At 69.7% G+C, this 25,474-nt stretch carries 25 protein-coding genes; 10 read left to right on the top strand and 15 right to left on the bottom strand.

The features are described 5' to 3' along the window. The first annotated feature begins 70 nt into the window (after positions 1-70). From J7E96_RS38685 to J7E96_RS07620, 4 genes are all read left to right on the top strand, one after another. Positions 71-316, top strand: a complete 246-nt coding sequence (locus J7E96_RS38685; protein WP_374196642.1) for a carbohydrate-binding protein — start codon at positions 71-73, stop codon at positions 314-316. 118 nt (positions 317-434) lie between these two features. Then, entirely contained in the window at positions 435-1,499 is a 1,065-nt protein-coding gene (locus J7E96_RS07630) for a hypothetical protein (RefSeq protein ID WP_215128782.1), read from the top strand. Between the two features lie 118 nt (positions 1,500-1,617). Next, positions 1,618-2,025 (top strand): hypothetical protein, encoded by a 408-nt coding sequence (locus J7E96_RS07625; RefSeq protein ID WP_215128780.1) that lies wholly within the window; start codon positions 1,618-1,620, stop codon positions 2,023-2,025. A gap of 119 nt (positions 2,026-2,144) precedes the next feature. Then, positions 2,145-4,703: an alpha-L-arabinofuranosidase C-terminal domain-containing protein gene (locus J7E96_RS07620; protein ID WP_215128778.1), complete on the top strand. Its 2,559-nt coding sequence runs from the start codon at positions 2,145-2,147 to the stop codon at positions 4,701-4,703. Between the two features lie 83 nt (positions 4,704-4,786). On the opposite strand, the gene J7E96_RS07615 is transcribed toward J7E96_RS07620, so the two are convergent. The 7 genes from J7E96_RS07615 to J7E96_RS07585 all read right to left on the bottom strand — a co-directional run bounded on the left by J7E96_RS07615 (position 4,787) and on the right by J7E96_RS07585 (position 13,164). Beyond that, entirely contained in the window at positions 4,787-5,947 is a 1,161-nt protein-coding gene (locus J7E96_RS07615; RefSeq protein ID WP_215128776.1) for an aldose epimerase family protein, read from the bottom strand. Positions 5,948-5,969: 22 nt separating this feature from the next. Beyond that, a complete protein-coding gene (gene mmsB / locus J7E96_RS07610; RefSeq protein WP_215128774.1) occupies positions 5,970-7,208 on the bottom strand; it encodes a multiple monosaccharide ABC transporter permease in 1,239 nt (412 codons plus the stop codon). A gap of 5 nt (positions 7,209-7,213) precedes the next feature. Then, a complete protein-coding gene (gene mmsA / locus J7E96_RS07605) occupies positions 7,214-8,734 on the bottom strand; it encodes a multiple monosaccharide ABC transporter ATP-binding protein (protein ID WP_215129229.1) in 1,521 nt (506 codons plus the stop codon). A 29-nt stretch (positions 8,735-8,763) separates the two neighbouring features. Then, the gene (gene chvE / locus J7E96_RS07600; protein ID WP_215128772.1) at positions 8,764-9,870 is read right to left on the bottom strand and encodes a multiple monosaccharide ABC transporter substrate-binding protein; all 1,107 of its coding nucleotides are present in this window, start codon (positions 9,868-9,870) and stop codon (positions 8,764-8,766) included. A gap of 5 nt (positions 9,871-9,875) precedes the next feature. After that, positions 9,876-10,874 carry a hypothetical protein gene (locus J7E96_RS07595; protein WP_215128770.1) on the bottom strand — a complete coding sequence of 333 codons (999 nt, stop codon included), beginning with the start codon at positions 10,872-10,874 and terminating at the stop codon, positions 9,876-9,878. 131 nt (positions 10,875-11,005) lie between these two features. Then, the gene (locus tag J7E96_RS07590) at positions 11,006-12,019 is read right to left on the bottom strand and encodes an alcohol dehydrogenase catalytic domain-containing protein (RefSeq protein WP_215128768.1); all 1,014 of its coding nucleotides are present in this window, start codon (positions 12,017-12,019) and stop codon (positions 11,006-11,008) included. Then, entirely contained in the window at positions 12,016-13,164 is a 1,149-nt protein-coding gene (locus J7E96_RS07585) for a mandelate racemase/muconate lactonizing enzyme family protein (protein ID WP_215128766.1), read from the bottom strand. The genes J7E96_RS07590 and J7E96_RS07585 overlap by 4 nt, the downstream gene beginning before the upstream one ends. Positions 13,165-13,368: 204 nt before the next feature. Between J7E96_RS07585 and J7E96_RS07580 the strand changes: the two genes are divergently transcribed. The 4 genes from J7E96_RS07580 to J7E96_RS07565 all read left to right on the top strand — a co-directional run bounded on the left by J7E96_RS07580 (position 13,369) and on the right by J7E96_RS07565 (position 16,670). After that, positions 13,369-14,139, top strand: coding sequence for an IclR family transcriptional regulator (locus J7E96_RS07580; RefSeq protein WP_215128764.1), 771 nt, complete (start codon positions 13,369-13,371; stop codon positions 14,137-14,139). Next, the gene (locus J7E96_RS07575) at positions 14,136-14,984 is read left to right on the top strand and encodes an SMP-30/gluconolactonase/LRE family protein (protein ID WP_215128763.1); all 849 of its coding nucleotides are present in this window, start codon (positions 14,136-14,138) and stop codon (positions 14,982-14,984) included. The genes J7E96_RS07580 and J7E96_RS07575 overlap by 4 nt, the downstream gene beginning before the upstream one ends. 114 nt (positions 14,985-15,098) lie before the next feature. After that, the gene (locus J7E96_RS07570) at positions 15,099-16,196 is read left to right on the top strand and encodes an NADH:flavin oxidoreductase/NADH oxidase (RefSeq protein WP_215128761.1); all 1,098 of its coding nucleotides are present in this window, start codon (positions 15,099-15,101) and stop codon (positions 16,194-16,196) included. Between the two features lie 120 nt (positions 16,197-16,316). After that, positions 16,317-16,670, top strand: a complete 354-nt coding sequence (locus J7E96_RS07565; protein ID WP_215128759.1) for a helix-turn-helix transcriptional regulator — start codon at positions 16,317-16,319, stop codon at positions 16,668-16,670. Positions 16,671-16,679: 9 nt separating this feature from the next. Here J7E96_RS07565 and J7E96_RS07560 read toward each other — a convergent pair whose 3' ends face one another. After that, positions 16,680-18,041 (bottom strand): FAD-dependent oxidoreductase, encoded by a 1,362-nt coding sequence (locus tag J7E96_RS07560; RefSeq protein ID WP_215128757.1) that lies wholly within the window; start codon positions 18,039-18,041, stop codon positions 16,680-16,682. Between the two features lie 190 nt (positions 18,042-18,231). On the opposite strand from J7E96_RS07560, the gene J7E96_RS07555 reads away from it, so the two are divergent. After that, positions 18,232-18,684 (top strand): DUF6214 family protein, encoded by a 453-nt coding sequence (locus tag J7E96_RS07555; RefSeq protein WP_215129227.1) that lies wholly within the window; start codon positions 18,232-18,234, stop codon positions 18,682-18,684. A gap of 29 nt (positions 18,685-18,713) precedes the next feature. Here the strand turns inward: J7E96_RS07555 and J7E96_RS07550 are convergent, their stop codons facing one another. Next, on the bottom strand, positions 18,714-19,391 hold the full coding sequence (locus J7E96_RS07550; RefSeq protein WP_251069574.1) for a DUF305 domain-containing protein: 678 nt from the start codon (positions 19,389-19,391) through the stop codon (positions 18,714-18,716). A 180-nt stretch (positions 19,392-19,571) separates the two neighbouring features. Between J7E96_RS07550 and J7E96_RS07545 the strand changes: the two genes are divergently transcribed. Next, the gene (locus tag J7E96_RS07545; RefSeq protein WP_215128755.1) at positions 19,572-21,059 is read left to right on the top strand and encodes an LVIVD repeat-containing protein; all 1,488 of its coding nucleotides are present in this window, start codon (positions 19,572-19,574) and stop codon (positions 21,057-21,059) included. Here the strand turns inward: J7E96_RS07545 and J7E96_RS07540 are convergent. The 6 genes from J7E96_RS07540 to J7E96_RS07515 form a co-directional block, all read right to left on the bottom strand. Further along, a complete protein-coding gene (locus J7E96_RS07540; RefSeq protein ID WP_215128753.1) occupies positions 21,047-21,688 on the bottom strand; it encodes a TetR/AcrR family transcriptional regulator in 642 nt (213 codons plus the stop codon). The genes J7E96_RS07545 and J7E96_RS07540 overlap by 13 nt on opposite strands. 155 nt (positions 21,689-21,843) lie before the next feature. Further along, on the bottom strand, positions 21,844-22,539 hold the full coding sequence (locus J7E96_RS07535; protein WP_215128751.1) for an HAD family hydrolase: 696 nt from the start codon (positions 22,537-22,539) through the stop codon (positions 21,844-21,846). Then, positions 22,536-23,138 carry a phosphatase PAP2 family protein gene (locus J7E96_RS07530; RefSeq protein WP_374196641.1) on the bottom strand — a complete coding sequence of 201 codons (603 nt, stop codon included), beginning with the start codon at positions 23,136-23,138 and terminating at the stop codon, positions 22,536-22,538. The genes J7E96_RS07535 and J7E96_RS07530 overlap by 4 nt, the downstream gene beginning before the upstream one ends. A gap of 201 nt (positions 23,139-23,339) precedes the next feature. Beyond that, positions 23,340-24,275 carry a M56 family metallopeptidase gene (locus J7E96_RS07525; protein ID WP_215128747.1) on the bottom strand — a complete coding sequence of 312 codons (936 nt, stop codon included), beginning with the start codon at positions 24,273-24,275 and terminating at the stop codon, positions 23,340-23,342. Positions 24,276-24,356: 81 nt separating this feature from the next. After that, positions 24,357-24,941 (bottom strand): DUF5134 domain-containing protein, encoded by a 585-nt coding sequence (locus J7E96_RS07520; protein ID WP_215128746.1) that lies wholly within the window; start codon positions 24,939-24,941, stop codon positions 24,357-24,359. Between the two features lie 107 nt (positions 24,942-25,048). Then, entirely contained in the window at positions 25,049-25,435 is a 387-nt protein-coding gene (locus tag J7E96_RS07515; protein ID WP_215128744.1) for a VOC family protein, read from the bottom strand. Between the last annotated feature and the right edge of the window lie 39 nt (positions 25,436-25,474).

The following is a 25,474-nucleotide window of genomic DNA, read 5'->3' as shown; positions in this document are numbered from 1 at the left end:
ATACGAGCCAGTGTGCACCCGACCACTGACAGTGGCCCCCAGAGCAGGTGTCGTAGCAGATCAGGACGGCATGCCGGGCGTGACCGGCTCGTCTGGCCGTGGGAGGATTCGCATGGGCCGGCAACGAGCCGGTCCGTCGAAAGGGCGTCAGGACATGGCAGCGGGATTTTCGGAGTGGAAAGTCAATCGGCAGTATTCAGTGAATGACCGCACCGCCTATTTGGGTAAGCAGTACCGCTGTCTGGTCACGCACAAATCGAATTCCGCGTCCAACCCGAAGACGGCCACCAAGATGTGGCAGAAGTACACCGACTAGCGGCCCCACGGGCCCGTTCACGGGAACGACCGAAACCTTCGAATGGAACCGGACGGTACGGCACCGGCGTTATAACACCGGGAGCGATCAGTAGAACCGAAGCGAGGGGAACGCGCCGGTGACCAACGGGGCCGTACGGATCGACGGGGATAGTCTGCTGCTGCCGGGCGGGATGAGGGTGCGTTTCGTACGCACGCTGCGCCTGCCCGAGAAGGGGACGCACGCCCTTCCGCCGGGCCTGGGCCACTTCCCGCTGCGCAGGGTCGAGGATTACGCCGCCACGGTGCCGCAGGAGTGGCTCACCAGAGGCGGCGTCATGCTGCCCGTGTACCTGCGCGAAGCGATGTGGCTGAGCTTCGCCGGGACCGTGGAACCCGGCGCCCTCCAGGTGGGGGTCGGGAAGGTGTGCGCGGTGTCGGGCAAGCCGTGGAACAGCCGGCTGTCACGCGGCCCGCAGAACTACCTGACGCTGCCGCGTCAGCCCTGGCTCGACGGCATCAACTCCGGGACGGGTACGGTGCGGCAGTTCGTCGCGGTGCCGCTGGGGATGGGCGCGACGGTGGAGGGCCAGGTCACCGGCGAGGAGAAGTGGGGCGGGCTGCAACTGCAGTCGTGGCCGCTCACGGACGGACCGCTGGAAGCGTGGCGTGAGGAACAGCGGCGAGCGGCTGAGCGGCGCGCCGCGATGCCGCAGACCGGTGGCGGGTACGGCATGCCCGCCCCGGGGGCCGCCGCCGCCCCGGCCATGATGGCCGCCGGTGGTGGCGGCTGGGGCGGTGCGCCCGCGCCCCGGTCCCCGGGGGCGCCGATGGGACTGGGCGTGGGCGGCTCCATGCGCCAGGAGGTCTACAAGGACGACCGGCCCGCATCGGACTGGGCCTCCGAGCCGTCGGGCCGGGTCTTCGTGCACCTGGTGACGCCGCCGGAGTGGCGGCGCATCACCGGGGAAGAGCCACCGCGGTCTCCCGTCGACCGGGCCGCGTACACACGGGCAGGCCTGCCCTGGTTCGACTACTACGACGCCGACGGCGAGGACCTGGCGCCCACGGACACGCTGGGCGGTGTGCGGCCGGTCGGTGAGTGGCTGGGCGAGGACCACACGCCGTGGCAGCAGCCGTCGCCGCATCAGGTGAAGCCGCTCGGCGACGCACCGGGAAAGCCGGTGGCCGACGGCGACTGGTAGGTGCTGCGGCGGCTGAAGAGCCGGACCGCTGACCGTCACGACGGGAGATCATGGAGGGCATCGCCGAAGCGTCCACCGGCACGGTCACGGTGGGCGCGCACGCCTGAGGAGAAAAACCATGCCCGACATCCGCATGTACACCCCGGACGGTCCGGTGGCCCCCGTGGAGGCCGTCGAGGTCGCCACGGGACCGGCCGTGAACGCGGCGGCGGGGCAGATCCACATCGGCGCGCGGGGCAGTGCGTACGTCCCCCTGGTCGCCACTCCCGAGCAGGCGCGGGAGCTGGCGGCGGCGCTTCTGCGAGCGGCCGATGAGGCAGAGGCGCAGGTCAACGACACGTACCCGACCGTCAAGGCCGGTGAGCTGCGCCGCGGGGACGTGCGTACCGGGGAGCGGGTGATCACCGTGGACCGCGTCCGGATCGACGGTGACACCGTCCATGTCACATGGGCGTCGGACGCCGGGCGCCACTGGACTCAGAGCTACGCGACGGACGCGGACATCGACCTCCGGCGACGCGCGTAATCCGCGACGAATAATTTCCTTCTGGTGCAGGGGAGTTGACCTGCGGTGGGCGCCTGCCTATGTTCTCGTTCGGGATTGTGGTCAATGTCCGATATTTCGAACGAATGCCAGGAGCCCATATGCAGAGCCAGAGAAAGAAGCCCAGACGCGGCCTCGCCGTCGCGGCCGTCCTCGCCGGCCTGACGGCCGCACTCGTCGTCGCACCCACCGAGGCCCCGGCCGCAGCGGAGGTGGAGCCCGCCGACTACTCGATCAGCGTCGACCCGGCCAGTGCCGGCCCCGCGATCGACGACTCGATGTACGGCGTGTTCTACGAGGACATCAATCACGCCGCCGACGGCGGGCTGTACGCCGAGCTCGTGCAGAATCGTTCCTTCGAGTACGACCCCGCCGACAACCGCGCGTACACCTCGCTCACGGCATGGAAGGAAACCGCGAGCGGCGCGGCGACCGGCACGGCGCGTGTCGTGGACGACGGCGGGCGGCTGAACGAGCGCAACCGTCGCTACCTCCGGCTTGACCTCGACGGCAACGGCGAGCGCTTCGGCGTCGCGAACTCCGGCTACAACGCGGGAATCGCGGTTCAGGCGGGAAAGAAGTACGACTTCTCGGTGTGGGCGCGCACCGACCAGCCGGGAGGGACGCCGCTCAGCATCGAACTGCGCGACGGGACGACCTCCTTGGGGAGCCCCCTGCGCGTCACCGCACGCGGCGACCGCTGGACCAAGTACACCGGAACGCTCACCGCCCGCACCACCAGTGGCGCCGGCCGCCTCGCCGTCACCGCCGGCGGCAGCGGCACCGTACGGCTCGACATGGTCTCGCTCTTCCCCCGCGACACCTACAAGGGCCGCCCGAACGGCCTGCGCAAGGACCTCGCGGAGAAGATCGCCGCCCTGGACCCCGGCTTCCTCCGCTTCCCCGGCGGCTGCCTGGTCAACACCGGAAGCCATGAGGCGTACGAGGCCCCCGACTTCGAGCGCAAGCGCTCCTACCAGTGGAAGGACACCGTCGGCCCGGTCGAGCAGCGGCCGGTGAACGCCAACTTCTGGGGCTACAACCAGACGTACGGCCTCGGCTACTACGAGTACTTCCAGTACGCCGAGGACATCGGCGCGATGGCCCTGCCCGTCGTCCCCGCCCTCGTCACCGGCTGCGGCCAGAACAAGGCGACCGACGACCCCCAACTGCTCCAACGCCACATCCAGGACACGCTCGACCTCATCGAGTTCGCGAACGGACCCGTGACGTCTCCCTGGGGCAGGAAGCGGGCGCAGATGGGCCACCCCAAGCCCTTCGGCCTGACCCATCTGGAGGTCGGCAACGAGGAGAACCTTCCCGACCAGTTCTTCGCGCGCTTCACCGAGTTCCGCAAGGCCATCGAGGCGAAGTACCCCGCCATCACGGTCATCAGCAACTCCGGCCCCGACGACAGCGGCACCACCTTCGACCGCGCCTGGCAACTGAACCGCGACGCCAAGGTGGCCATGGTCGACGAGCACTACTACAACAGCCCGCAGTGGTTCCTGGAGAACAACGAGCGTTACGACGCCTACGACCGCCAGGGCCCCAAGGTGTTCCTCGGCGAGTACGCGTCACTCGACAACCGCTTCTCCAACGCCCTTTCCGAAGCCGCCTACATGACCGGCCTCGAACGCAACGCGGACATCGTCAAGCTCGCCTCGTACGCCCCGCTCCTCGCCGACACCAATGACGCGCAGTGGCGGCCCAACATGATCTGGTTCGACAACACCACCTCATGGGGCAGCGCCAGCTACGAGACGCAGAAGCTCTTCATGAACAACGTCGGTGACGAGGTCGTACGCAGCCGGGCATCCGGCACCCCCGCCGTCAGCGGCCCGATCACCGGCGCCGTAGGCCTCTCCACCTGGGCGACGGCGGCCGCGTACGACGATGTGAGCGTCACGTCGGCGGACGGCGCCGGCCTCTTCGCCGACGACTTCTCCGGCGACGACAGCCGCTGGACCAAGGCGGCGGGCACCGGCTCCTGGTCCGTCAGGAACGGCGCGTACGTCCAGTCCGACGCAGCGGCCGAGAACACCCTGGTCACCGCCGGCGACGCGGCCTGGCACGACTACGACCTGAAGCTGAAGGCCACGAAGGAATCCGGCAGGGAAGGCTTCCTGATCGCCTTCGGGGTCAAGGACACCGGCAACTACTACTGGTGGAACCTGGGCGGCTGGGGCAACACCCGTTCCGTGGTCGAGAAGGCCGTGGGCGGCGCCAAGCAGACCCTCATAGAGCGCGGTACGACGATCGAGAGCGGCCGTACGTACGACGTCAAGGTCCAGGTACGCGGCCGGCAGGTGACCCTCTTCCTGGACGGTAAGGAGTGGGGCAGCTTCACCGACGACAAGGCCGCCGAGCCCTTCCGCCAGGTCGTCACCCGCGACAAGGCCACCGGCGAACTCATCGTCAAGGTCGTCAACGCCCAGGACGCACCAGCCCGTACGAAGATCGACCTCGGCCGGGAGACCACCATCGCGTCGTCCAAGGCCCGCTTGACCACGCTCCAGGGCGCCCCCGACGCCGTCAACACACCCACCGACCAGCCGATCAAGCCACGCCGCTCCACCCTCGACGGGGTGGCCGGCAGCTTCACCTACACCTTCCCCGCCCACTCCGTCACCTTCATGCGCATCAAGACCGGGGGCTGAGCCCCGGGAGACAGACAGACCGAAGCCCCCTGCCGGAACCCGATCCGGCAGGGGGCTTCGCTCATGCGCGTGTCGTCAGCGCGTCAGCGGGCCGAGAAAGTGTGCACCGTGGTGGAGCGGTACGTCGTTCCAGGGCGCAGCACCGTCGAGGGGAACGACGGCTGGTTGGGCGAGTCCGGGAAGTGCTGCGACTCCAGGCACAGCCCGTCGCCCTGGCGGTACAGCCGGCCCGACGTTCCCGCGAGCGTGCCGTCCAGGAAGTTGCCGCTGTAGAACTGCATCCCGGGTTCGGTCGTGTACATCTTCATCACCCGGCCGGAAGCGGGATCGGTGAGCGTGAGAGCGTACCCGGGAACGGTCGTTATGCCCTTGTCCAGCACCCAGTTGTGGTCGAGCCCCTTCCCGTACAGCACCTGCTGATGCGGCACCCGCGCCTGCTCGCCGATCGCCTTCGCCCGCCGGAAGTCGAAGGGCGTTCCCGAGACGCGCGCGAGCTCGCCGGTCGGAATGAGCGTGGCGTCGACGGGGGTGTAGCGGGCGGCGGCCATCTCCAGGGTGTGCCCGTCGATGGAGCCGCTGCCCTCGCCCGCCAGGTTGAAGTACGTGTGGCTGGTGAGGTTGGCGACGGTCGCCCGGTCGGTGGTGGCCTCGTAGTCGATCCGCCAGTCACCGCGCGCGGTGAGCGTGTACGTGACCGTCATTTCGAGCGTTCCCGGGTAGCCCATTTCGCCGTCCGGGCTGGTCCGCCTGAGGACGAGGCCCCGGTCGGATCCCCGGCTGAAGGGCTCCACGCCCCACACGTGCTTGTCGAAGCCCTTGTCGCCGCCGTGCAGGCTGTTCGGGCCGTCGTTCACGGGAAGCTCGTACGTGCGCCCGTCGAGCGTGAACCGGCCCTTGGCGATGCGGTTGCCGTAGCGCCCGATCAGCGCGCCGAAGTACGGGGACTTGGCGACGTAGTCGTCGAGGTTGTCGAAGCCCAGCGAGATGTTCGCCGCCGCGCCGCGGCGGTCCGGTATCTCCAGGGACTGGACGATCCCGCCGTACGAGAGGACCTTCAGCCGGGTCCCGCCGTTGGCGACGGTCCACCGGTACACCTTCGTGCCGTCGGCCAGCCGGCCGAACAGTTCCCGCGAAGGCGACTTGCCCGCGGCGGCGTACGCCGTGCCCGTCCCGGCCAGGCCCGCGGTGGCCGCCACTCCCGCCGCTGCCGCGCCGGCCAGTACTGTGCGTCTGCTCGTGCTCATATCTGTGGCTCCTTCGAGGAGTTCATGAACCGACCTTGCGTTTGTTCCATACGTCGAACCCGACCGCCGCCAGCAGCACCAGACCCTTGATGACCTGCTGGTAGTCGGTGCCGATGCCGACCAGCGACATACCGTTGTTGAGTACGCCCAGCACCAGACCGCCGATGATCGCGCCGAACACCGTGCCGACGCCGCCGCTCATCGACGCGCCGCCGATGAACGCCGCGGCGATCGCCTCCAGTTCGAAGTTCACACCGGCCTGCGGTACGCCCGCGTTCAGCCGGGCCGCGTACACGACCCCGGCCAGGGCGGCGAGCACGCCCATGTTCACGAAGACCAGGAACGTGACGCGCTTGTCCTTGACGCCCGACAGCTTCGCCGCCGCCTGGTTGCCGCCCAGCGCGTACACATGCCTGCCGACGACCGCGTTGCGCATCACGAAGCCGAAGCCGATGAGCAGCACCGCGAGCAGCAGAAGCACCACGGGTACGCCCCGGTAGCTGGCCAGCGTCATCGTGAAGGCGAGGACGGCCGCCGCCATCGCCACGCACTTGGTCAGGAAGAGCGAGCGCGGCAGCACGTCGAGCTCGTAACTCAGCTGCCTGCGCCGGTCGCGCACCTCCTGCGCCAGGGCGAAGACGAGCAGTCCCAGCCCCAGCAGCAGGGTGAGGTTGTGGTAGTTGGTGTCCGGGCCGAGGGACGGCAGATACCCCGTGGAGATCTTCTGGAAGCCTTCGGGGAACGGGCCGATGGAGCGCGAGCCGAGGAAGATCTGCGTACCGCCGCGGAAGAGCAGCATGCCGGCCAGCGTGACGATGAACGACGGGATGCCGACGTACGCGATCCAGAAGCCCTGCCACGCTCCCGCCAGGGCCCCGATGGCGAGCGCGATCACCGTCGCGAGCGGCCAGGGAATGTCGTGCTCGACCATCATCACCGCGCACGCGGCGGACACGAACGCCGCCAGCGAGCCGACCGAGAGGTCGATGTGGCCCGAGATGATGACGATCATCATGCCGATGCCGAGGACCAGGATGTAGCTGTTCTGGAGGACCAGATTGGTGACGTTGTTGGGCTGGAGGAGTACGCCGTCCGTCCAGATCGCGAAGAGCACGACGATCAGCGCGAGCGCGATGAGCATGCCGTACTGGCGCATGTTGCGGCGCATGGTTTCCAGCAGCAGCGTGCTGACCGCGGAAGTGCGGGGGCCGGGCGGAGCGGCTTGCCGCCCCGGCTTCTCGGTGGTGACCGGGCTGCCCATCGTTCTTACCTCTTGTCCATGGTCATGTGGCGCATCAGTACTTCCTGGGTCGCGTCCGCGCGCTCGATCTCGCCGGTCAGCCGGCCGGCGGACATCGTGTAGATGCGGTCGCACATGCCGAGCAGTTCGGGGAGTTCGGAGGAGATGAAGACGACGGCCTTGCCTTCGGCGGCGAGGCGGTCGATCACGCTGTAGATCTCGAACTTGGCGCCGACGTCGATCCCGCGGGTCGGCTCGTCGAGGATCAGCACATCGGGCCCCGCGAAGATCCACTTGCTGAGGACGACCTTCTGCTGGTTGCCGCCGGACAGCCGGCCGACCTGCTCGAAGACCGTCGGCGCCTTGATGTTCATGCTGCGGCGGTACGACTCGGCGACCCTGGTCTCCTCGTGCCCGTCGACGATGCCGCGCCGGGCCACCTTCGGCAGGGCGCTGAGGGTGATGTTGCGGCCGATGGTGTCGATGAGGTTGAGGCCGTAGTGCTTGCGGTCCTCGGTGACGTACGCGATGCCGTGACCGATCGCCTCGGGGACGGTCCTGGTGCGGATCTCCTCGCCGTCCTTGAGGACGGTGCCGCTGATGTTCCGCCCGTACGACCGCCCGAAGACGCTCATCGCGAGCTCCGTACGCCCGGCTCCCATCAGCCCGGCGATGCCCACGATCTCGCCCCGCCGGACGTGCACGGAGACCCCGTCCACGACCTTGCGCTGCTGGTCGATGGGGTGGTGCACGGTCCAGTCGCGGACTTCGAGGGCGGGGTGCGCGCCGGGATCTCCTTCGTACGCCGTCCGCTCGGGGAAGCGGTGGTCGAGGTCGCGCCCGACCATGCCGCGGATGATCCGCTCCTCGGTGGTCTCCGCCGCCTTGACGTCCAGCGTCTCGATGGTCCGGCCGTCGCGGATGATGGTGACCGAGTCGGCGACCTCCGCGATCTCGTTGAGCTTGTGCGAGATGATGATCGAGGTGATGCCCTGTTCCTTCAGCTCCAGGATGAGCTGGAGAAGCTGAGCCGAGTCCTCGTCGTTGAGCGCCGCGGTCGGCTCGTCCAGGATCAGCAGCTTCACCTCCTTGGAGAGCGCCTTCGCGATCTCCACAAGCTGCTGCTTGCCGACCCCGATGTCCGCGACCCGCGTCTGCGGATGCTCGCGCAGCCCCACCCGCTTGAGGAGCGCCGCCGCGTGCTTGAGCGTCTCGTTCCAGCTGATGATCCCGTGGCTGGCGTGCTCGTTGCCGAGGAAGATGTTCTCGGCGAGGGAGAGGTACGGCACCAGGGCGAGCTCCTGGTGGATGATCACGATGCCGTGCGCCTCGCTGGCCCGGATGTCCTTGAAAGCGCAGTGTTCGCCGTCGAAGAGGATGTCCCCCTCGTAACTCCCGTGCGGGTGTACGCCGCTGAGGACCTTCATCAGCGTCGACTTGCCGGCGCCGTTCTCCCCGCAGACGGCGTGGACCTCGCCGCGCGCCACGGTCAGCGTCACGTCGGAGAGCGCCTTGACGCCGGGGAAGGTCTTGACGATCGAGCGCATCTCCAGGACGGGCGCCGTTGGCTCCGCCGTCACAGGTCGCTCGCCTTGATGTATCCGGAATCGACCAGAACGGACCGGTAGTTGGTCTTGTCGACACTGACCGGGTCGAGGAGGAAGGACGGCACGACCTTCTTCTCGTTGTTGTACGTCTTGGTGTCGTTGACCTCGGGCTTCTTGTCGTTCAGTACGGCGTCGGCCATCTGCACGGCCTGCTTGGCGAGCGCCCGGGTGTCCTTGTAGACGGTCTGCGTCTGCTGCCCCGCGATGATCGACTTGATCGAGGCGACCTCGGCGTCCTGACCGGTGACGACCGGGTACGGCTTGGCCGCCGTACCGTAACCGTCCGACTTGAGAGCGGAGAGGATGCCGATGGAGATCCCGTCGTACGGCGAGAGGATGGCGTCCACCTCGTCGGAGCCGTACGCCTTGGTCAGCAGGTCGTCCATGCGCTTCTGCGCGGTCCCGCCGTCCCAGCGCAGGGTGGTGACCTGGTCCAGCTTGGTCTGCCCGCTCCTGACGACGATTTGCTTGCTGTCGATGTACGGCTTGAGGGTCTTCCACGCGCCCTGGAAGAAGTAGCCGGTGTTGTTGTCGTCGGGCGAGCCGGCGAACAGCTCGACATTGAACGGCCCCTTCTTGCCACCGTCCTTGAGCCCGAGCTTGTCTATGATGTACGTCGCCTGGAGGACGCCGACCTTCTCGTTGTCGAAGGAGGCGTAGTAGTCGACGTCGGGGGTGCCGAGGATGAGACGGTCGTAACTGATCACCTTGACGCCCTGGTCGGCGGCCTGGCCGAGCACGTCGCCCAGCGCGCGGCCGTCGATGGCGGCGACCACCAGCACGTCGACACCCTTGGTGATCATGTTCTCGATCTGTGAGACCTGCTGGTCGACGTCGTCCTCGCCGTACTGCAGATCCGTCTTGTAGCCGAGCTTCTTGAACTGCTCGACCATGTTGTTGCCGTCGGCGATCCACCGCTCCGAGGACTTGGTGGGCATCGCGATGCCGATGGTGCCGTCCCCCGCGGACTTCTTCTCCTTGCTGCCGCCCTCGGCGTTCTGGCCGCAGGCGGCGAGGGAGAGGGCGAGCGCGGTGGTGGTGAGGGCGGTTGCGGCCCGGAATATGCGTCGCGTCATGCGGATCAGTCCTTCGCGGGGGTGGTGGTGGCGGTGGTGGTGACGGGGAAGCGGTGGAGGGGGCCGGGCAGCCGGGAACCGAGCGGGGACATCCCGCCGTCCGCGCCGTGCCGGGCGAGCAGGTCGAGTACGAGCCGGCCGCGGCGTACGCGCTCACGGGCGCCGGCCAGGGCGGTGTCGCGCAGTTGGGCGCCGTACGGATAGATGCCGGGGGACTTGGACAGCCCGAACTTGAGGTAGAGGGGCGCGCCGCGCCGGATCAGCTCGGCGGCTTCGTACATGCGGATGTAGCCGCCGAGGTCGTCGGGCGCCTCCACGTAGAGGTCCATGGGGGCGCGGCTGACCCGGCGGATCTCGGTGAAGTGGGCCAGCGTGAGGTCGGAGGGGATGTTGACGGAGTCGGCGCCGAGCCGCTCGTACACGGCGTACGAGGCAGGATTGACCGGGCCGATCAGGGCGGAGACCTTGAAGGTGGTGTCGGCGGGCAGCACGCCGCCGGCGCGCAGTTGGTGCAGCGTCCACAGCACGCCCTCGTCGGCGACGAGGAGGCACTTGACGCCCAGTGCGGTTGCCCGCAGGGCGTCTTCGACGCATCCGGCGAGCGCGTCGTGCCCACGGGCACGCAGTCCCCCTCCGCCGGAGTCGGTGCGGGTGGCGGCGCCGATGTCCCAGGTGCCGCGCGGGCCGGTGAACAGGCAGAGCTCGATGTCCCGTTCGGCGCAGGACTCCACCATCTCGGTGATGTCGCTGTCGGTCAGCATCCAGATGCCGCTGCCCTGGCTGATGCGGTGGATGGGGACGTCGAGGCGGGAGCTCTCCTTGAGTACGACGGCGAGCGCCTCGGGGCCTTCGACGGAGGGGATCTCGGTGCGCCAGGTGCCGCCGTCGGGGAAGGTGTGAGGGGAGGTGTCGGCGGGATTGCCCTCCGGCGACGTGTACCCCACGCGAGCGAGAGCGTCGGCGCCGGGGCGACGGGGGACTGACGGGACTGACGGGGCTGTCACGAGACTCCTTGGTTCGATATTTCGGACGAAGTTCGGTCGCAAGCGCATGCGTTACGGGGCGGTGCGGAAATGTGGCCGTCCGGCGTTTGGTGGGGGAATGAACGCGGGGGAGTGAACGCCCCCGGCCACCCCTACGGCCGCAGCAGTACCTTTCCGACCCCCGGATCGCCACCCCCCACCAGCGCCACCGCGTCACCGAACCGCTCCAGCGGGAACTCGTGCGTAATCAGCGGCCGCGGATTGATCAGCCCGGCGCCGAACGCCCGTACGGCGAACGACCACGCCGACGACGGCGCCCCGAAGACGGACCGCACCATGAGCTGGCTCAGCGACAGATGCACCGGATCGATACCCGTCGCTCCCGCCGTGAACATCCCGGTGAGGATCACCCGCCCGCCCCGCCGCGCCAGCAGACAGGACGACGCCGCGGTGGAAGGGGCTCCGGCGGTCTCGACGACCAAGTCGTACCGTCCCGCCAGCTCCCCGGCCTCCTCCGGCGTACGCGCATCGGTCGCCCCGAACTCCAGCGCCGATCCGGCCCGTTCCGTGCGGGGGTCGAAGACCGCCAGCTCACCGGGGCTCCCGGCGGCCAGCAGCTGAACCGCCAGCAGTCCGAGCGTGCCGGCCCCCACCACAGCCACCCGCTCGCCCGCCTCCGCCTGCCCCGCCCGCACGGCGGCAGCCACCACCGCGGCCGGCTCCAGCAGCGCGGCGGCCGGCAGGTCGGCGTCGTCGGCGAGCGGATGCAGCAGCCGCGCGGGGACGACCACATGGTCGGCGAAGGCGCCCGGCCGGGTGAAGCCCGTCTCGTCGTACCCCGAGGTGCACAGCGACGTATCGCCGCAGCGGCACCGCTCGCACGTGCCGCACGCCCGGAATCCTTCAGCGACGGTCTTACGCCCGACGAGCCCGGCGTCGACGCCCTGGCCCACTGCCTCGACCGTCCCGGACCACTCGTGCCCGGGAACCACCGGATAGCGCACATACGCGGCGTCGCGATGGCCGTCGTACACCTCCCGGTCGCTCATGCAGATCCCGGCAGCGGCCACCCGCACCAGCACCTCGCCCGGTCCGGGCTCGGGCGGTGGACCGGCCGCCAGCCGGTACTCGCCGGGCCGCTCAATCACCACAGAGCGGCTGCTCACTTCGGCTTCCTCTGCTCCCAGCCCTCGGCCCACAGGTCGAACCTGGCCTGCTGCTGCGGGAATTCGGCGGCTGCCGCGACATCGAGCTCCACGCCGAGGCCGGGGGCGTGGGACACCTCGAAGTACCCGTCGACCACCTGCGGTGCTCCGCGCACCACCTTCTTGATCTCGGAGTCGGCGAAGTCGTTGAAGTGCTCAAGGATCTTGAAGTTGGGGGTGCAGGCCGCCAGCTGGAGGCTCGCGGCGGTCAGTACCGAGCCGCCCACGTTGTGCGGCGCGATCTGCACGTAGTGCGTCTCGGCGGTCGCGGCGAGCTTCCTCGCCTCCAGGATTCCGCCGACATGGCCGAGGTCCGGCTGGATGATGTCGGCGGCCTGCGACTCGAACAGCTCGCGGAACTCGATCCGGTCGTGAATGCGTTCCCCGGTGGCGATCGGCATGTCCACCTTGGCGGCGACCTTCTCCAGCGCCTTGAGGTTCTCCGGCGGCACCGGTTCCTCCAGCCAGGCGGGCCGGAAGGGCGCCAGCTCGTGGGCTAGCCGCACCGCCGTGGCGGGGGAGAAGCGGCCGTGCATCTCCAGCATCAGCTCGGTCTCCGGGCCGATCGCGTCCCGTACGGCCTCGATGAGCGACACCGCGTAGAGCGTTCCGGCGTGGTCGAGCTCGTAGTGACCGGTCCCGAAGGGATCGATCTTCAGCGCGCGGTAACCGCGCTCGACGACCGTCTGTGCGGCCTTGTGGTACGCCTCGGGAGTGCGTTCCGTGGTGTACCAGCCGTTGGCGTACGCCTTGACCTTGTCGGTGACCTTTCCGCCGAGCAGTTGCCAGACCGGTACCCCGAGCGCTTTGCCCTTGATGTCCCAGCAGGCCATCTCCACGACGGCGATGCCCGACATGACGATCTCGCCCGCCCGGCCGTAGTCGCCGTACTTCATCCGGCGGACGAGGTCCTCGACGGCGAACGGGTCGGATCCCGCGATGTGGTTGGCCTCGGCCTCGCGGAGGTAGCCGAGGAGCGCGTCGGTGTGGCCGAGCATCCGGGTCTCGCCGACACCGGTGAGGCCTTCGTCCGTATGGACGACGACATAGGTGAGATTGCGCCAGGGTGTCCCGACGACATGCGTGCTGATTCCCGTAATACGCAAGGCAGTTGTCCCTTGGGGTGTGTTCGAGATTTCGTCACACGTTCGAAATGCTGGCGTGACCGTAATCAGCACGTCCTGGGGGTGTCAATGGCTTGCGCACAGTGAAGCGCTGCCCATTGCCCGGCGAACGGACCTGCGGTTAGCCTGTGTTCGTCATACCGGCCAATGGTCGGGGTTTCGAACGGAAGGGGTGGGTGGCCGATCATGGGACGACTGGTCCCGGCGGTGACGAGGTCGCTGGACATACTCGAGCTGTTCCTGGAGGGGGACGGCACGCTGTCCGCGCCCGATGTCACACGCAAGCTCCAGCTGCCGCGCACCACGGTGCACGAGCTGCTCACCACGCTCGCCGCGCGCTCCTATGTGGTGCCCGTTCCCGAACAGCCCGGCCGCTACCGGCTCGGTGTGCGCACGTACCAGCTCGGCAGCCGGTACGCGGAACAGCTCGATCTCGCGGCGGAGGGCCAGCAGGTGGCCCGTGAGGTGGCCGAGACCTGCGACGAGACCGTCCATGTCGCCATCCTTGAGGACACCGACGTCATCTACATCGCCAAGGTGGACTCGACGCACGCGGTCCGGATGGTCTCCGCCGCCGGTCGCAGGCTGCCCGCGCACTGCACCTCCGTCGGCAAGATGCTGCTCGCCTCACTGCCGGAGGCGGAGCTCGACGCGCGCGTCGAAGGACGGGACTTCGCTGCCATGACGCCCAACAGCATCACTGATCCGGGCGATTTGCGCACCGCCCTCGCCGAGATCCGTGAGCGCGGTCTCGCTTTCGAGCACCGGGAGTCGAACCCGGACGTGAGCTGCGTGGCCGCGCCGGTGCGCGACAGCGCCGGCCGGGTCGTCGCCGCGCTGTCCATCTCCGTACCGATGATCCGGTGGAGCGAGGACCGGGAGGCCGAGCTGGCGGAGCTGGCGGCGAAGGGCGCGGGCGACCTGTCGGTCCGCCTGGGCCACCGGGTCCGCGCGTGAGGCGCCAGGTCCTACAGGTCGCGGTACGGGAACAGGCGTCGCTCGGCGAGGGGCCCACGTGGGACGCGGCGGCAGGCCGGCTCATCTGGGTGGACATCCTCTCCGCGCGTATCCGCACGTACGACCCGGTGAGCGGCCGCCGTACGGTCATGGTCACCGAACAGCATGTCGGCGCGGCCAAGCCGCGGGCCGGCGGCGGCCTGGTCGTCAACCTCCGCGACGGAATCGGCCTGTACGGGCCCGACCTCGCCTTCTCCTGGCTGGCGCGCGACCCGGTGCCCGGCCGTCGCGGCAATGACGCGGCCGTCGCCCCCGACGGGGCCCTGTGGGCGGGCACCATGCGGTACGACGAGGAGCCGGGCGGCGGAAGTCTCACCCGGATCGCGCCGGACGGCGCGGCCGTGCGGGCAGTGACCGCCGCTGTCAGCAACGGCACGGGCTGGAGCCCGGACGGGCGCCTCATGTATTACGCCGATTCGCCCACGCGTCGCATCGATGTCTTCAACGTGGCCGGTGAAGGCGTCACGAACCGGCGGCCGTGGGTGCGGATCGAAGAGGGCGCGGGCTACCCGGACGGGCTCACCGTCGACGCCGACGGCTGTGTGTGGGTGGCTCTCTGGGACGGCGGGGCGATCCGCCGGTACACGCCGGACGGGCGGCTCGACCGGATCGTCGAACTGCCCGTAAGCCGGCCGACGGCCTGCGCTTTCGGCGGCGCCGGTCTGCGTGACCTGTACGTCACCACAGCCCGGACCGGCCTTCCCCATCCGCACCCGCTCGCCGGCTCCCTGCTGGTCTTCGCGGACGCGGGCCGGGGCCTGCCCTCCACACCCTTCGGAGGCTGAGGAGAACTCGTTGTACGAGAGGCTTCGTAATTTGACGATCGTCGTAGTACGGTGTGTATCGTACTAAGCGCAGTCGATCGATCCAGCCGCACCAGCTGAAACGGAGTCCTTCTCGTGAGTGCCCTCTTCGAGCCCTACACCCTGCGGTCGCTGACCATCCCCAACCGCATCTGGATGGCGCCCATGTGCCAGTACAGCGCGGAGGTGTTCGGACCGAACGCCGGGGTCGCGCACGACTGGCACTTCGCCCACTACGCCGCCCGCGCCGCCGGCGGCACCGGCCTGATCCTGGTGGAGGCCACGGCGGTCAGCCCCGAAGGGCGGATCAGCCCGGCCGACCTCGGCATCTGGAACGACCGGCAGGTCGAGGCCTTCCGCCGCATCACCGCGTTCCTGGAGGGCCAGGGCACCGTTCCGGGCATTCAGCTGGCCCACGCCGGACGCAAGGGATCCACCGACCGGCCCTGGCGCGGCGGCGCGCCCATCGTCGCGGACCCCGAGGCCTGGCAGCCCGTCGCTCCGAGCCCGGTGCCCTACGACGAGGACCATCCGGTGCCCGCCGAGCTGACCACCGGGCAGATCGCGGAGATCGCCGGACAGTTCGCGGACGCCGCGCGGCGGGCCCTCGCGGCCGGGTTCAAGGTCGCCGAGATACATGGCGCGCACGGCTATCTGATCGGCGAGTTCCTCTCCCCGCACAGCAACCGCCGCACCGACGAGTACGGCGGGTCCTTCGAGAACCGCACGCGCTTCGCCCTGGAGGTCGTGGACGCGGTGCGCGCGGTGTGGCCCGAGGAGCTGCCGCTGTTCTTCCGGATCTCGGCGACCGACTGGCTGACCGAGAACACCGAGGACGAACGGGACGGCTGGACGGCCGACGACACCGTCCGCCTCGCCCGTGAGCTCAAGGCGCACGGAGTGGACCTGCTCGACGTCTCGACCGGCGGGCTCGCGCCGCGCGCGCGGATCCCCGTCGGCCCCGGCTACCAGGTGCCGTTCGCCGAGCGTGTCCGTACCGAGACGGGTCTGCCGGTCGCCGCGGTCGGCCTGATCACCGACCCGGTGCAGGCCGAGAAGATCCTCGCCGACGGGCAGGCGGACGCCGTACTGCTCGGCCGGGAACTGCTGCGCAACCCTTCGTTCGCCCGCCACGCCGCACGCGAACTGGGCGGCGAGGTGCACACCCCGCAGCAGTACCACCGCGCCGTCTGAGCAGCCCTCTGGGGGCACGGCGGCCGCCGTGCCCCCAGAGGCGCGTACGAACGAAGAACGTCGAACGCCAAACTACGACGGGCGTCGTACCATTGGTACCCCGGACGAACTGGAGACGCCGTGAACACCGCAACGAGTACGCGTGAACTCGCGCACCCCACGCGCGACGAGATCCGCCTCGAAGGGGTGCTCCACGCGCTGTCCGACCCGATGCGCCTGCTCATCGTCCGCGAAATGGCGGTGGCCGACTCCGAGCTGTCCTGCTCGTACTTCACGCTCCCCGTCACCAAGTCCACGACCACCCACCACTTCCGCGTTCTGCGGGAGAGCGGAGTCATCCGGCAGGCCTACCGGGGTACGGCCAAGCTCAACGGGCTGCGCCGCGAGGACCTGGAAGCGCTCTTCCCCGGCCTCATCGACCGCGTGCTGGAGGCGGCGGCCCTGGAGGCGGACCGGCTCGGCACCGACGGCTGACGCGCCCGCTCAGTTCCCGCCGTGCGCGGCGGCCAGCAGTCCCTCCCAGTCGTGGAGCTTCACCGACCGGCGGCCCAGCGAGACGCCCAGCGCCGCCTCCGCCGCCTCGATCGCCCGCCAGTCGTTCCACACGACCGGGCGGATCCCCGAGTCCCGCAGCGCGTCGAGCGGGTCGTCCACGAGCGGGCGGGCGGCGAGCGTCGGCGCGTCGGCGAGGAGCGAAGCCACCGTCTCCTTGGCGCACGGCCGGTTGGTGCCGATGACGCCGGTCGGACCCCGCTTGATCCAGCCCGCGACGTACTCGCCCGGTGACGGCACACCGTCCCGCAGAACGCGCCCCGCGGCGTGCGGCACCGTCCCGCTGCCCGGGTCGAACGGCAGCCCAGGGATCGGCGCCCCCCGGTAGCCGACCGACCGCAGCACCAGCTGTGCCTCGATGTCCTCGTACGTCCCCGTGCCGCGTACGCCGCCGCTCCCGTCGGGCACCGTGCGCTCGAAGCGCACCCCCGCTGCCCGCCCGTTCTCCTCCAGCACCTCCACCGGCCGCAGGAAGAACCGCAGATGGATGCGGCGGGCCCGCTGTCCGTCGCCGTCCGCGGCCCAGCCCCGCAGTACCTCGACGTTGCGCCGGTTCACGGCGGGCAGGGCCACAGCGACGGCCGACTCGGGATCGGCGTACGCCGGATCCAGGGCGAGCTCCTCGGGCCGTACGACCACTCCCGCGTCCGGCAGGGTGCCGAGCTCCCGGAGTTCCTTGGTGGTGAACTTCGCCTGCGAAGGGCCGCGCCTGCCCACCATGTGCACATCACGAACTTGGCTGCGTGCCAGCACGTCGAGCGCCGGCTGCGGCACATCGGTGGGCCGCAGCTCGTGCGCGCCGCGCGCCAGGATGCGGGCGACGTCCACCGCCACATTGCCCACGCCGATGACGACGGCCGAACGCGCGCCCAGAGCGAACCCGTTCGCGGACGCGTCCGGATGCGCGCTGTACCAGGAGACGAAATCGGTGGCCGAACAGCTCCCCGGCAGGTCCTCGCCGGGAATGCCGAGCCTGCGGTCGGTCGCGGCCCCGACGCAGTACACCACCGCGTGGTAGAGCTCCAGCAGCCGCGCACAGGTGAGCCCGGCCGTTCCCACCTCGGCATGGCCGACGAAGGTGATCCGCTCGTGTTCGAGCACGGTGCGCAGACTGCCCTGGAGCGACTTGATCTTCTCGTGGTCCGGTGCGACGCCGTAACGCACCAGTCCGTACGGACAGGGCAGCCGGTCCAGTACGTGTACGTGCACGTCGGGCACCGCGTCCTGCTGCACCAAAGCCTGCGCGGCGTAGACCCCGCTGGGGCCTGAACCGATCACTGCGACTCGAAGCACGGCGGGGGCTCCTTCCCGCGAAGGTCTCCAGCATGGCATCGATCGGCGGGCCGGGGGAGATGCTCTGAGGGGGTGCCTTACGGCGTACCCGCGTGCGCGCCGTGGCGGACCCCGCGCGGGGTGGGGTTACGTTCTCACCGTGCTGGAAAGTACCTTTTTTGACGTTAACAACCATTATGAACCGAATGGGGTGGAGCCGGTACGGCCCGCCTGGTTCAACGTCCGGCTCACCTTCGCCGACGGCGCCAGGATCGACGTACTGGCCGCGATGTCCGCGGAGCGGATCACCGTCGAGGAGGTACGCGCCGATCTGCCGCTGGGCGGTTTCACGGCGGCCGCGGAGTGGGTCGAAGGGCCGCTCGGCGGCGCCTGCCGGGTGGTCGCCGAGGACCCGCCGCGTACGCCCGCCACACAGGCATCCGAGCCGAAGCCGCCGCCCGTCAGGCGCGCCCGCCCGTCCTGGCCCGGCGGCAAGGCGGGGCGGCGTATCGCGGCTCAGGCGTACCGGGCGGCCCAGCAGGCGGGGCAGGACCCGGTGCTCGCGGTGATGTGCGCGACAGGCCGCAGCCGGCGCAAGTCGCTCAGGCTGATCGCGAGCGCGCGTGACGAGGGCCATCTGCCGCCCCGCCACAACCGCCGCTAGGCGTCCCCCGGCATCAATCGCGGCCGCCCTTACATGTCGCGCATCCTGCCGATCTCGGCGGTCTGCTGCGCGAGCACGTCGGTCGCCATCTCCTCGACCTGGACGTTGTTCCCCTGCGACAGGACCTCGGTCGCCATGTCGACCGCGCCCTGGTGATGAGTGATCATCAGCTTCAGGAAGAGCCGGTCGAAGTCCTTGCCCTCGGCCTCGCGCAACTGTGCGAGCTGCTTGTCCGTGGCCATCCCCGGCATCGCGCCGTGGTCGTGGCCGCCCTTGTGCTTCTTGCCGCCGTTGTTGTCGAGCCACCCCTGCATGGCGGCGATCTCCGGCCCCTGGGCCCCCGCGATCCGCTCGGCCAGCCCCTTGACCTTCGCCGACTGGGCCCGCTTCGGCGCGAGTTCCGCCATCACCAGCGCCTGGCGGTGATGCTCGATCATCATCCGCGCGTACGTGAAGTCCGCCCCGTTGGGCGAGCCGTCGGGCAGCGCCTTCGCCGCCTCCTGGGCCGACATGGTCTTCGCGGGTTCACCCGGCTTGCCCGGCGCGACCACCGAAGGCCCGGCGGCCGCCTTGCCCTTCGGCGGGGTCTCGCCGCCCGCGTCACATGCCCCGAGGCCCAGCACGGCGGCCACCGCGACCGCCGCCGCCGCGTGTGCGGCTCTGTGCGTTCCCGGTCTCCGGGCGCGCGTGGACTGGCGGCGGATCAACACGGCGACCTCCTGAGGGACATGGGGTAGTTGATGCCCGTTCTTAGCACGCTTCCGCGCACTGGTGATCAATAACTTTCATTATCTCTTCGTTGCCATCTGTTGAGATGTGCATGCAAACGACGATACTGCCGGGGTGTCTCAACCGTTCAACTGCGAACGGATACAAGGGAGGACGCAGTGACCTCGTTGCACATCACCCGCGTGCGGCGCAGACGCCTGGGCGTGGCTACAGCCGCGGCCGGACTCATCGCCACCCTGCTGACGGCCGGTCCCGCGGCCGCTACCCCCGACCCCGGGGACGCGCCCGCGAAGAAGGAGAGCCTGAGCACCTCGCAGCAGGCCGAAGCCAGGGCCGCCATCGAGAGCGGCGAGATACCCGGCGTGGACGAGATCGTCCACAGCGACAACATCGAGCACCTCGTGAACGTCCCCAAGGACGCGATCAAGGGCACCAACTCGGACCTGGCGTTCCAGGGCAAGTACGCCTTCTCCGGAAACTACGACGGTTTCCGCATCCTCGACATCAGCAACCCCAAGGCCCCGAAGACGGTCTCCCAGGTGCTGTGTCCCGGTTCGCAGAACGACATTTCCGTCTCCGGAAACCTGCTCTTCCTCTCCACGGACTCCTCGCGCAACGACAACTCGTGCGCGAGCACGTCGCAGCCCGCGACGGAGAAGTCCTCCTGGGAGGGCATGAAGATCTTCGACATCAGCGACAAGAGCAACCCGCAGTACGTCGCCGCTGTCGAGACCGCCTGCGGTTCGCACACGCACACCCTGGTGCCGGACGGGCGCAACGTCTACGTCTACGTCTCCTCGTACTCGCCGAGCGACACCTTCCCGGACTGCCAGCCTCCGCACGACGGCATCTCCATCATCAAAGTGCCGCGCGGTGCCCCCGAGAAGTCAGCGATCGTGAACTTCCCGGTGCTCTTCCCGGACGGCGGAAACCCGGGCGCGCCCACCAACCCGGGCGTCTCCAAGACCTCCGGCTGCCACGACATCACCGTGCTGCCCTCGAAGGACCTGGCCGCCGGCGCCTGCATGGGCGACGGCATCATCTTCGACATCGAGGACCCGGAGAAGCCCAGGGTCATCGACCGCGTCCAGGACAACGTCAACTTCGCGTTCTGGCACTCGGCGACCTTCAACCAGAAGGCCGACAAGGTCGTCTTCACCGACGAGCTCGGTGGCGGCAGCGCCGCCACCTGCAACGAGGCCACCGGCCCGAAGCGCGGCGCCGACGGCATCTACGACATCACCGGCAAGGGCGACGAGCGGAAGCTGGTCTTCCGGAGCTACTTCAAGATCGACCGTCACCAGGCCGCCCATGAGAACTGTGTCGCCCACAACGGCTCGCTGATCCCGGTCGAGGGCAAGGACATCATGGTCCAGGCCTGGTACCAGGGCGGCCTGTCCGTCTGGGACTTCACCGACTCGTCCAAGCCCGAGGAGATCGCCTTCTTCGAGCGCGGCCCCGTCAGCGCGACGGCCAGGGTCACCGCCGGTTCCTGGTCGGCGTACTACTACAACGGCTACATCTACTCCAACGACATGGCGAAGGGCTTCGACGTCCTGAAGCTCAACGACAAGCGCACCGACGGCGCCAAGAGGGTCCGGCTGCACGAGCTCAATGTGCAGACGCAGCCCGACTACCGCCGCTGATCCACGGTCCGCACGCGTGTGCCGCCGGGCGGTTCTCCGTCCGGCGGTACGCCGAGTTCCCAGTCCAGCCCGTACCGCTGGAACAACTCGGCCCGCAGGCTGGGGAGCGGCATCGGCGCACCCGGCAGCAGTACGGCGAACACCGCGCCCATCAGCAGCGCGCGCAGCAGCGGATAGTCGGCGTCCGCATCCGGCGATCCGTAGCGCACGACAGCGCCCCGCAGCAGCTCCGCCAGCCGCCGCTGTTCGGGACACTGCACAAAGCCCTCGGCCTGGAGAATGCCCGCCATGTGGGTGCGCATGAGCACCGGGTGGTCGCAGGCGAGACCCAGTACGGCGTCGATCGCGCGGGCCAGCAGTTCGCGGCCGTCGTCAGTGCGAGGCTCGCGCTCCAGAGCCGATTCGAGCGTCCGGTGCATCAACCGGTGAACGGCCGACTGCAGCAACTGCCGTTTGCCGGGGAAGTAGTACGAGACCAGTCCGCGCGCCGATCCGGCCCGGTCCGCGATGTCGCCGAGCGTCGTCGCCTCGTAGCCGCGCTCCCCGACGAGCTCCACGGTGGCCTGCAACAGCCGTTCCCGGGAACGGCGACGCAACTCTTCATTGACCGATGCGCTGCGCGGGGTCATTCTGTAACTCCTGCGTTGACTGGCCCGTAGCCAATATACTCAGTGGTCTCACATCAGTCGCCTCACCGGGCCTCCTCTGTGGGCTTGTTGTCCGTGTCCGGCGGCGCGGGGGACCGCCGGATACGGACGCTTCGCCATGCCCGGCCCCTCGTCACTCACCCCACCAGCTTCAGCACCGGGCGCAGCCCGGAGGGCCGCTCGTCGGCCGGCAGATGGTCCACGAAGTGCACGGCGCACCCCAGTTCCGCCGCGCCCCCGTCGGCACGCCGGTCGTCACCGACCATCAGGACATCGCGCGGATGGTGGCCGAGCGCTTCGCAGGCGGTCCTGAAAAGCCTCGGATCCGGCTTCTGGATGCCGTGCTCGTACGACAGGACGTACGCGTCCACCCACACGTCGAGCCCGTGCGCACGGAAGACAGGCCGCAGGTCCCACCCGATGTTGCTGACGACAGCGACGCCGATGCCCCGCCGCCGCAGTTCACCGAGCACCTCGGCGGCGTCGGGGTACGGACGCCAGGCGGTTGGCGTCATGTGGCGGTCGTACAGGGCGTCGTACAGACGCGCGTCGGGGAGGACGACCTGGCGGGCCAGACCCGTGTACGCGGCGCGGTGCCGCTCCGCGCTCTCGTCGCGAGTGGCCCACAGCTCGGCCAGACGCGGTGGCACCCGCCGCGGATCCGCGCCGCCGGGCAGCGCCCCCGCCGCCTCCAACTGCCGTGCGTACCGTGCGAAGTCGTCCGGCGGTACGGACAGTCCCTCATGGTCGAGAACGGCGCGAAGCCACACCTCGGTCGGTTCGATCCTGAGCAACGTGCCGGAGAAGTCGAAGAGCGCACCCTTGAACGTCATACGGAGGGTCCTTCCCGGGAAGCGACCAGGCGACCGTACGCCACCACCGAAAGAGCGACGACGGCCCCTCCGAGCAACCAGCCGCCCAGCACGTCGGACACCCAGTGCACGCCCAGATACAGCCGGGTCACACCGACGCCCAGCCAGGACACCGTCCCCACCACCAGCACGGCGGTGCGCAGCCGGGGATTCACGCCGCGCAGCCCGAGCAGCCACACCAGCAGCCCGCAGGTGACCACCGCCGTCATCGCATGGCCCGACGGCCAGGCCGAGAAGTGCGCGGAGTCGACCGGATCCGGCCACTCGGGCCGCTCACGGCCGACCGCTGCCTTGAGCCCCTGCTGTACGAGAGAGCCGAGCGCACTGGTGGCGGCGATCCACAGCGCCAGAAGCCGTTCCCGCTGCCGCAGCAGCCAAACGCAGGCGACGGCCACCAGCGCACGCATCGTCCACGGGTCCCACACCCAGTCGGACAGGATCCGGTTGGTGTGGGTGACGGCGGGGTGGCCGACCGCGGAGTCGTGCAACACGTCCGCGACCGACCGGTCGAACGAGACCAGGGGGTGCCACTCGAACGCGACCAGCAGCAGAAGGACCACCGAGAGAGCGGAAAGGACAACGGCCGCGCGTACGGGGGCCGGACGTTCCGGACGGGATGGGTGGGGCGACTGGGGCGGCTGGGGCGGCTGGGGTGGCTGAGTCGGCCTGGAGGAGCGCATGGAAAGATCCTCGCTCACCGCCGGTGCCCGCGGCCATCCCGGGGCCGGGGCGCTCATCCCGCGGCCGTTTTCGCGCACCGGCTATCCCAGCGCGCTCAGCCCCGGCACGAACGCCACCAGCAGCGGTACGGCGGGAACGAGCGAGGCCGCGGCCGTCAGCCGCAGCCGGCGGCCCGCGGTGAGCCGCGGGGCCGCTGCCAGCAACCGGTCGACGCGCTGCGGCAGTTCGGCGTGCGGTGTCGGGCACGGGCCGAACACGCCGCGGTCCTCGTTGAGTTCGACCAGAGCGAGGGCGATCGTCAGCCGGCCGAAGCGCCGCGACGCCACGTCGTCGGCGGCCAGCTCCACCAGCCGGTGCATCTCGTCGCGGAACGCCGCGAACACCGGGATCTGCGGGAACCCGATCGCGAGAGCGGACGCGCAGTGCAGCAGCCAGTCGTGCCTGGCCCGGACATGTCCCTGTTCATGGGCGAGTACGGCGTCGAGCTGGTGCCCCTTCAGGCGCCGCAACGCGGCGGTGGTGATGACCAGCCGGGGCGTTGCGCCCGGCAGCCACCACGCGTCGAGGCGCTCGCCTTCGAGTACGACCAGCCGGTCACTGCCGGGCTCTTCGCCGGGCAGCAGCGGAGCGCGCACGAGCAGTTCCGCGCGCCGCTGCCCGCGCCTCACACGCGTCCTGCGGATCTCCCGCGTCAGCATCGCCGCCGTCCAGGCGCCTCCGCACGCCAGCAGCACCGCGATGACCGCGGACCAAGGCCCGTACGCGGCAAGGGCGTACGCCTCCACCACGCCGTGCGGAGCGGGTGCGAAGACCTGGCCCCGTACCGCCTGCCAGGCGGCGGCCGCGCTGAACGTCATCGACAGGCCGAAGCACAGCAGCACGGCGGCCACCACGCACTGCCACACCCACAGGGCCACCACGGGTTCGCGCTCCCGCCAGTCGGCGCGCGACATCAGCCGCGGGGCCGCGACGGCGGCGACGACACCGAGCAGCAGAAGTGCGAAGGAGACCGTCATGCGGCCCAGCCTATGAGCGCGCCCCTACTCGCGGGTATGACCGCGGCCCGCATGTGACGCAGGACACCGCTTCGAACCGTTTCACACAGTGAGCAGCATCGCGATCATGCCGATGCCCATGGAAACCCGGCAGGCGAGTGCCAGTTCGGGCCGCGCACCCCAGGCGATTCCCCCGCCGCCCGCTTCCACCGTCCCGGCGGCCACCGGCATCAGCCTCACCCCCGAGCGCAGCACGAACGCGGCATAGTACAGCAGCAGCGCCCCGGTCAGCAGGGGAACACCGCCCGCCGCGTACCCGGCCACGTGTCCCGCATGCGCGGAACTCGCCCCTCCCGGCGCCATCACCAGCGCCATGTAGACCATGGCCAGTGACCCCACCAGGTGGTGCGCGTGGTGCCCGTGCACCCCGCCGCCCCCACGGGCCTGCCACAGCGCCCGCAGCGCCGCCCCGCCGAACACGGCGGCGTACAGCATCCATCCCCACACCGGTGGCGCGAGGAGCGCGGCGGGCACCGCCATCGCCGCCATCCCGAATCCCATCAGAGCCTCGCCGGCCGCCCCCTCGCGGTGTTCCCCCCTGCCGCTGCGCAGACGCAGCAGGCAGTACGCGCCGGTCGCGGCGCACAGCGCCACGAGCAGCCAGCCGGACATCACCTGTCCGTGCACGGCGTACCTCCCCGATCGACGATCGACGGTGTCCGTCCGTCCCGTCGATGCCCGCCCGCGCCGCGTCGTACGCGAGCGCACGGGGGTGCACAAGGGGCACGCCGGGGTCAGGGGCGGTAGCGCAGCGGATGGTCCGCGGGCACCTCCACCACCGCGATGCGCACTCCGTCGGGATCGGCGATCCACATCTCGATCAGTCCCCACGGCTCCTTGACCGGGGGGCGCAGCACTTCCACGCCGTGCGCCGACAGTTCGGCGTACGCCGCCGCCGCGTCCGGGACCTGGAGCCACAGCTGGAGGGCGGGGGAGGGAGGGGCGTCCGAGCGGCCGGAGACCTCCAGGAAGCCGCCGCCGAGGAAGTACACCGTTCCGCGGTCGGGGCCCGTGCCGAACTCGCGGTAGACGGCGAGCCCCAGGGCCTCGCCGTAGAACGCGCGGGAACGCTCCGGATCCGTGGGCCGCAGAAGCGTCCTGCTGCTCAGTACATGCACCATGCACCCGGACCTTAGCGCGCGTTACGCTCGGGGCGCCCG

This window comes from Streptomyces sp. ISL-96 (assembly GCF_018614035.1).
Lineage (GTDB): Bacteria > Actinomycetota > Actinomycetes > Streptomycetales > Streptomycetaceae > Streptomyces.
The sequence above is the reverse complement of the archived record's forward strand: the minus strand, read 5'-3'. Positions and strand labels throughout refer to the sequence as shown.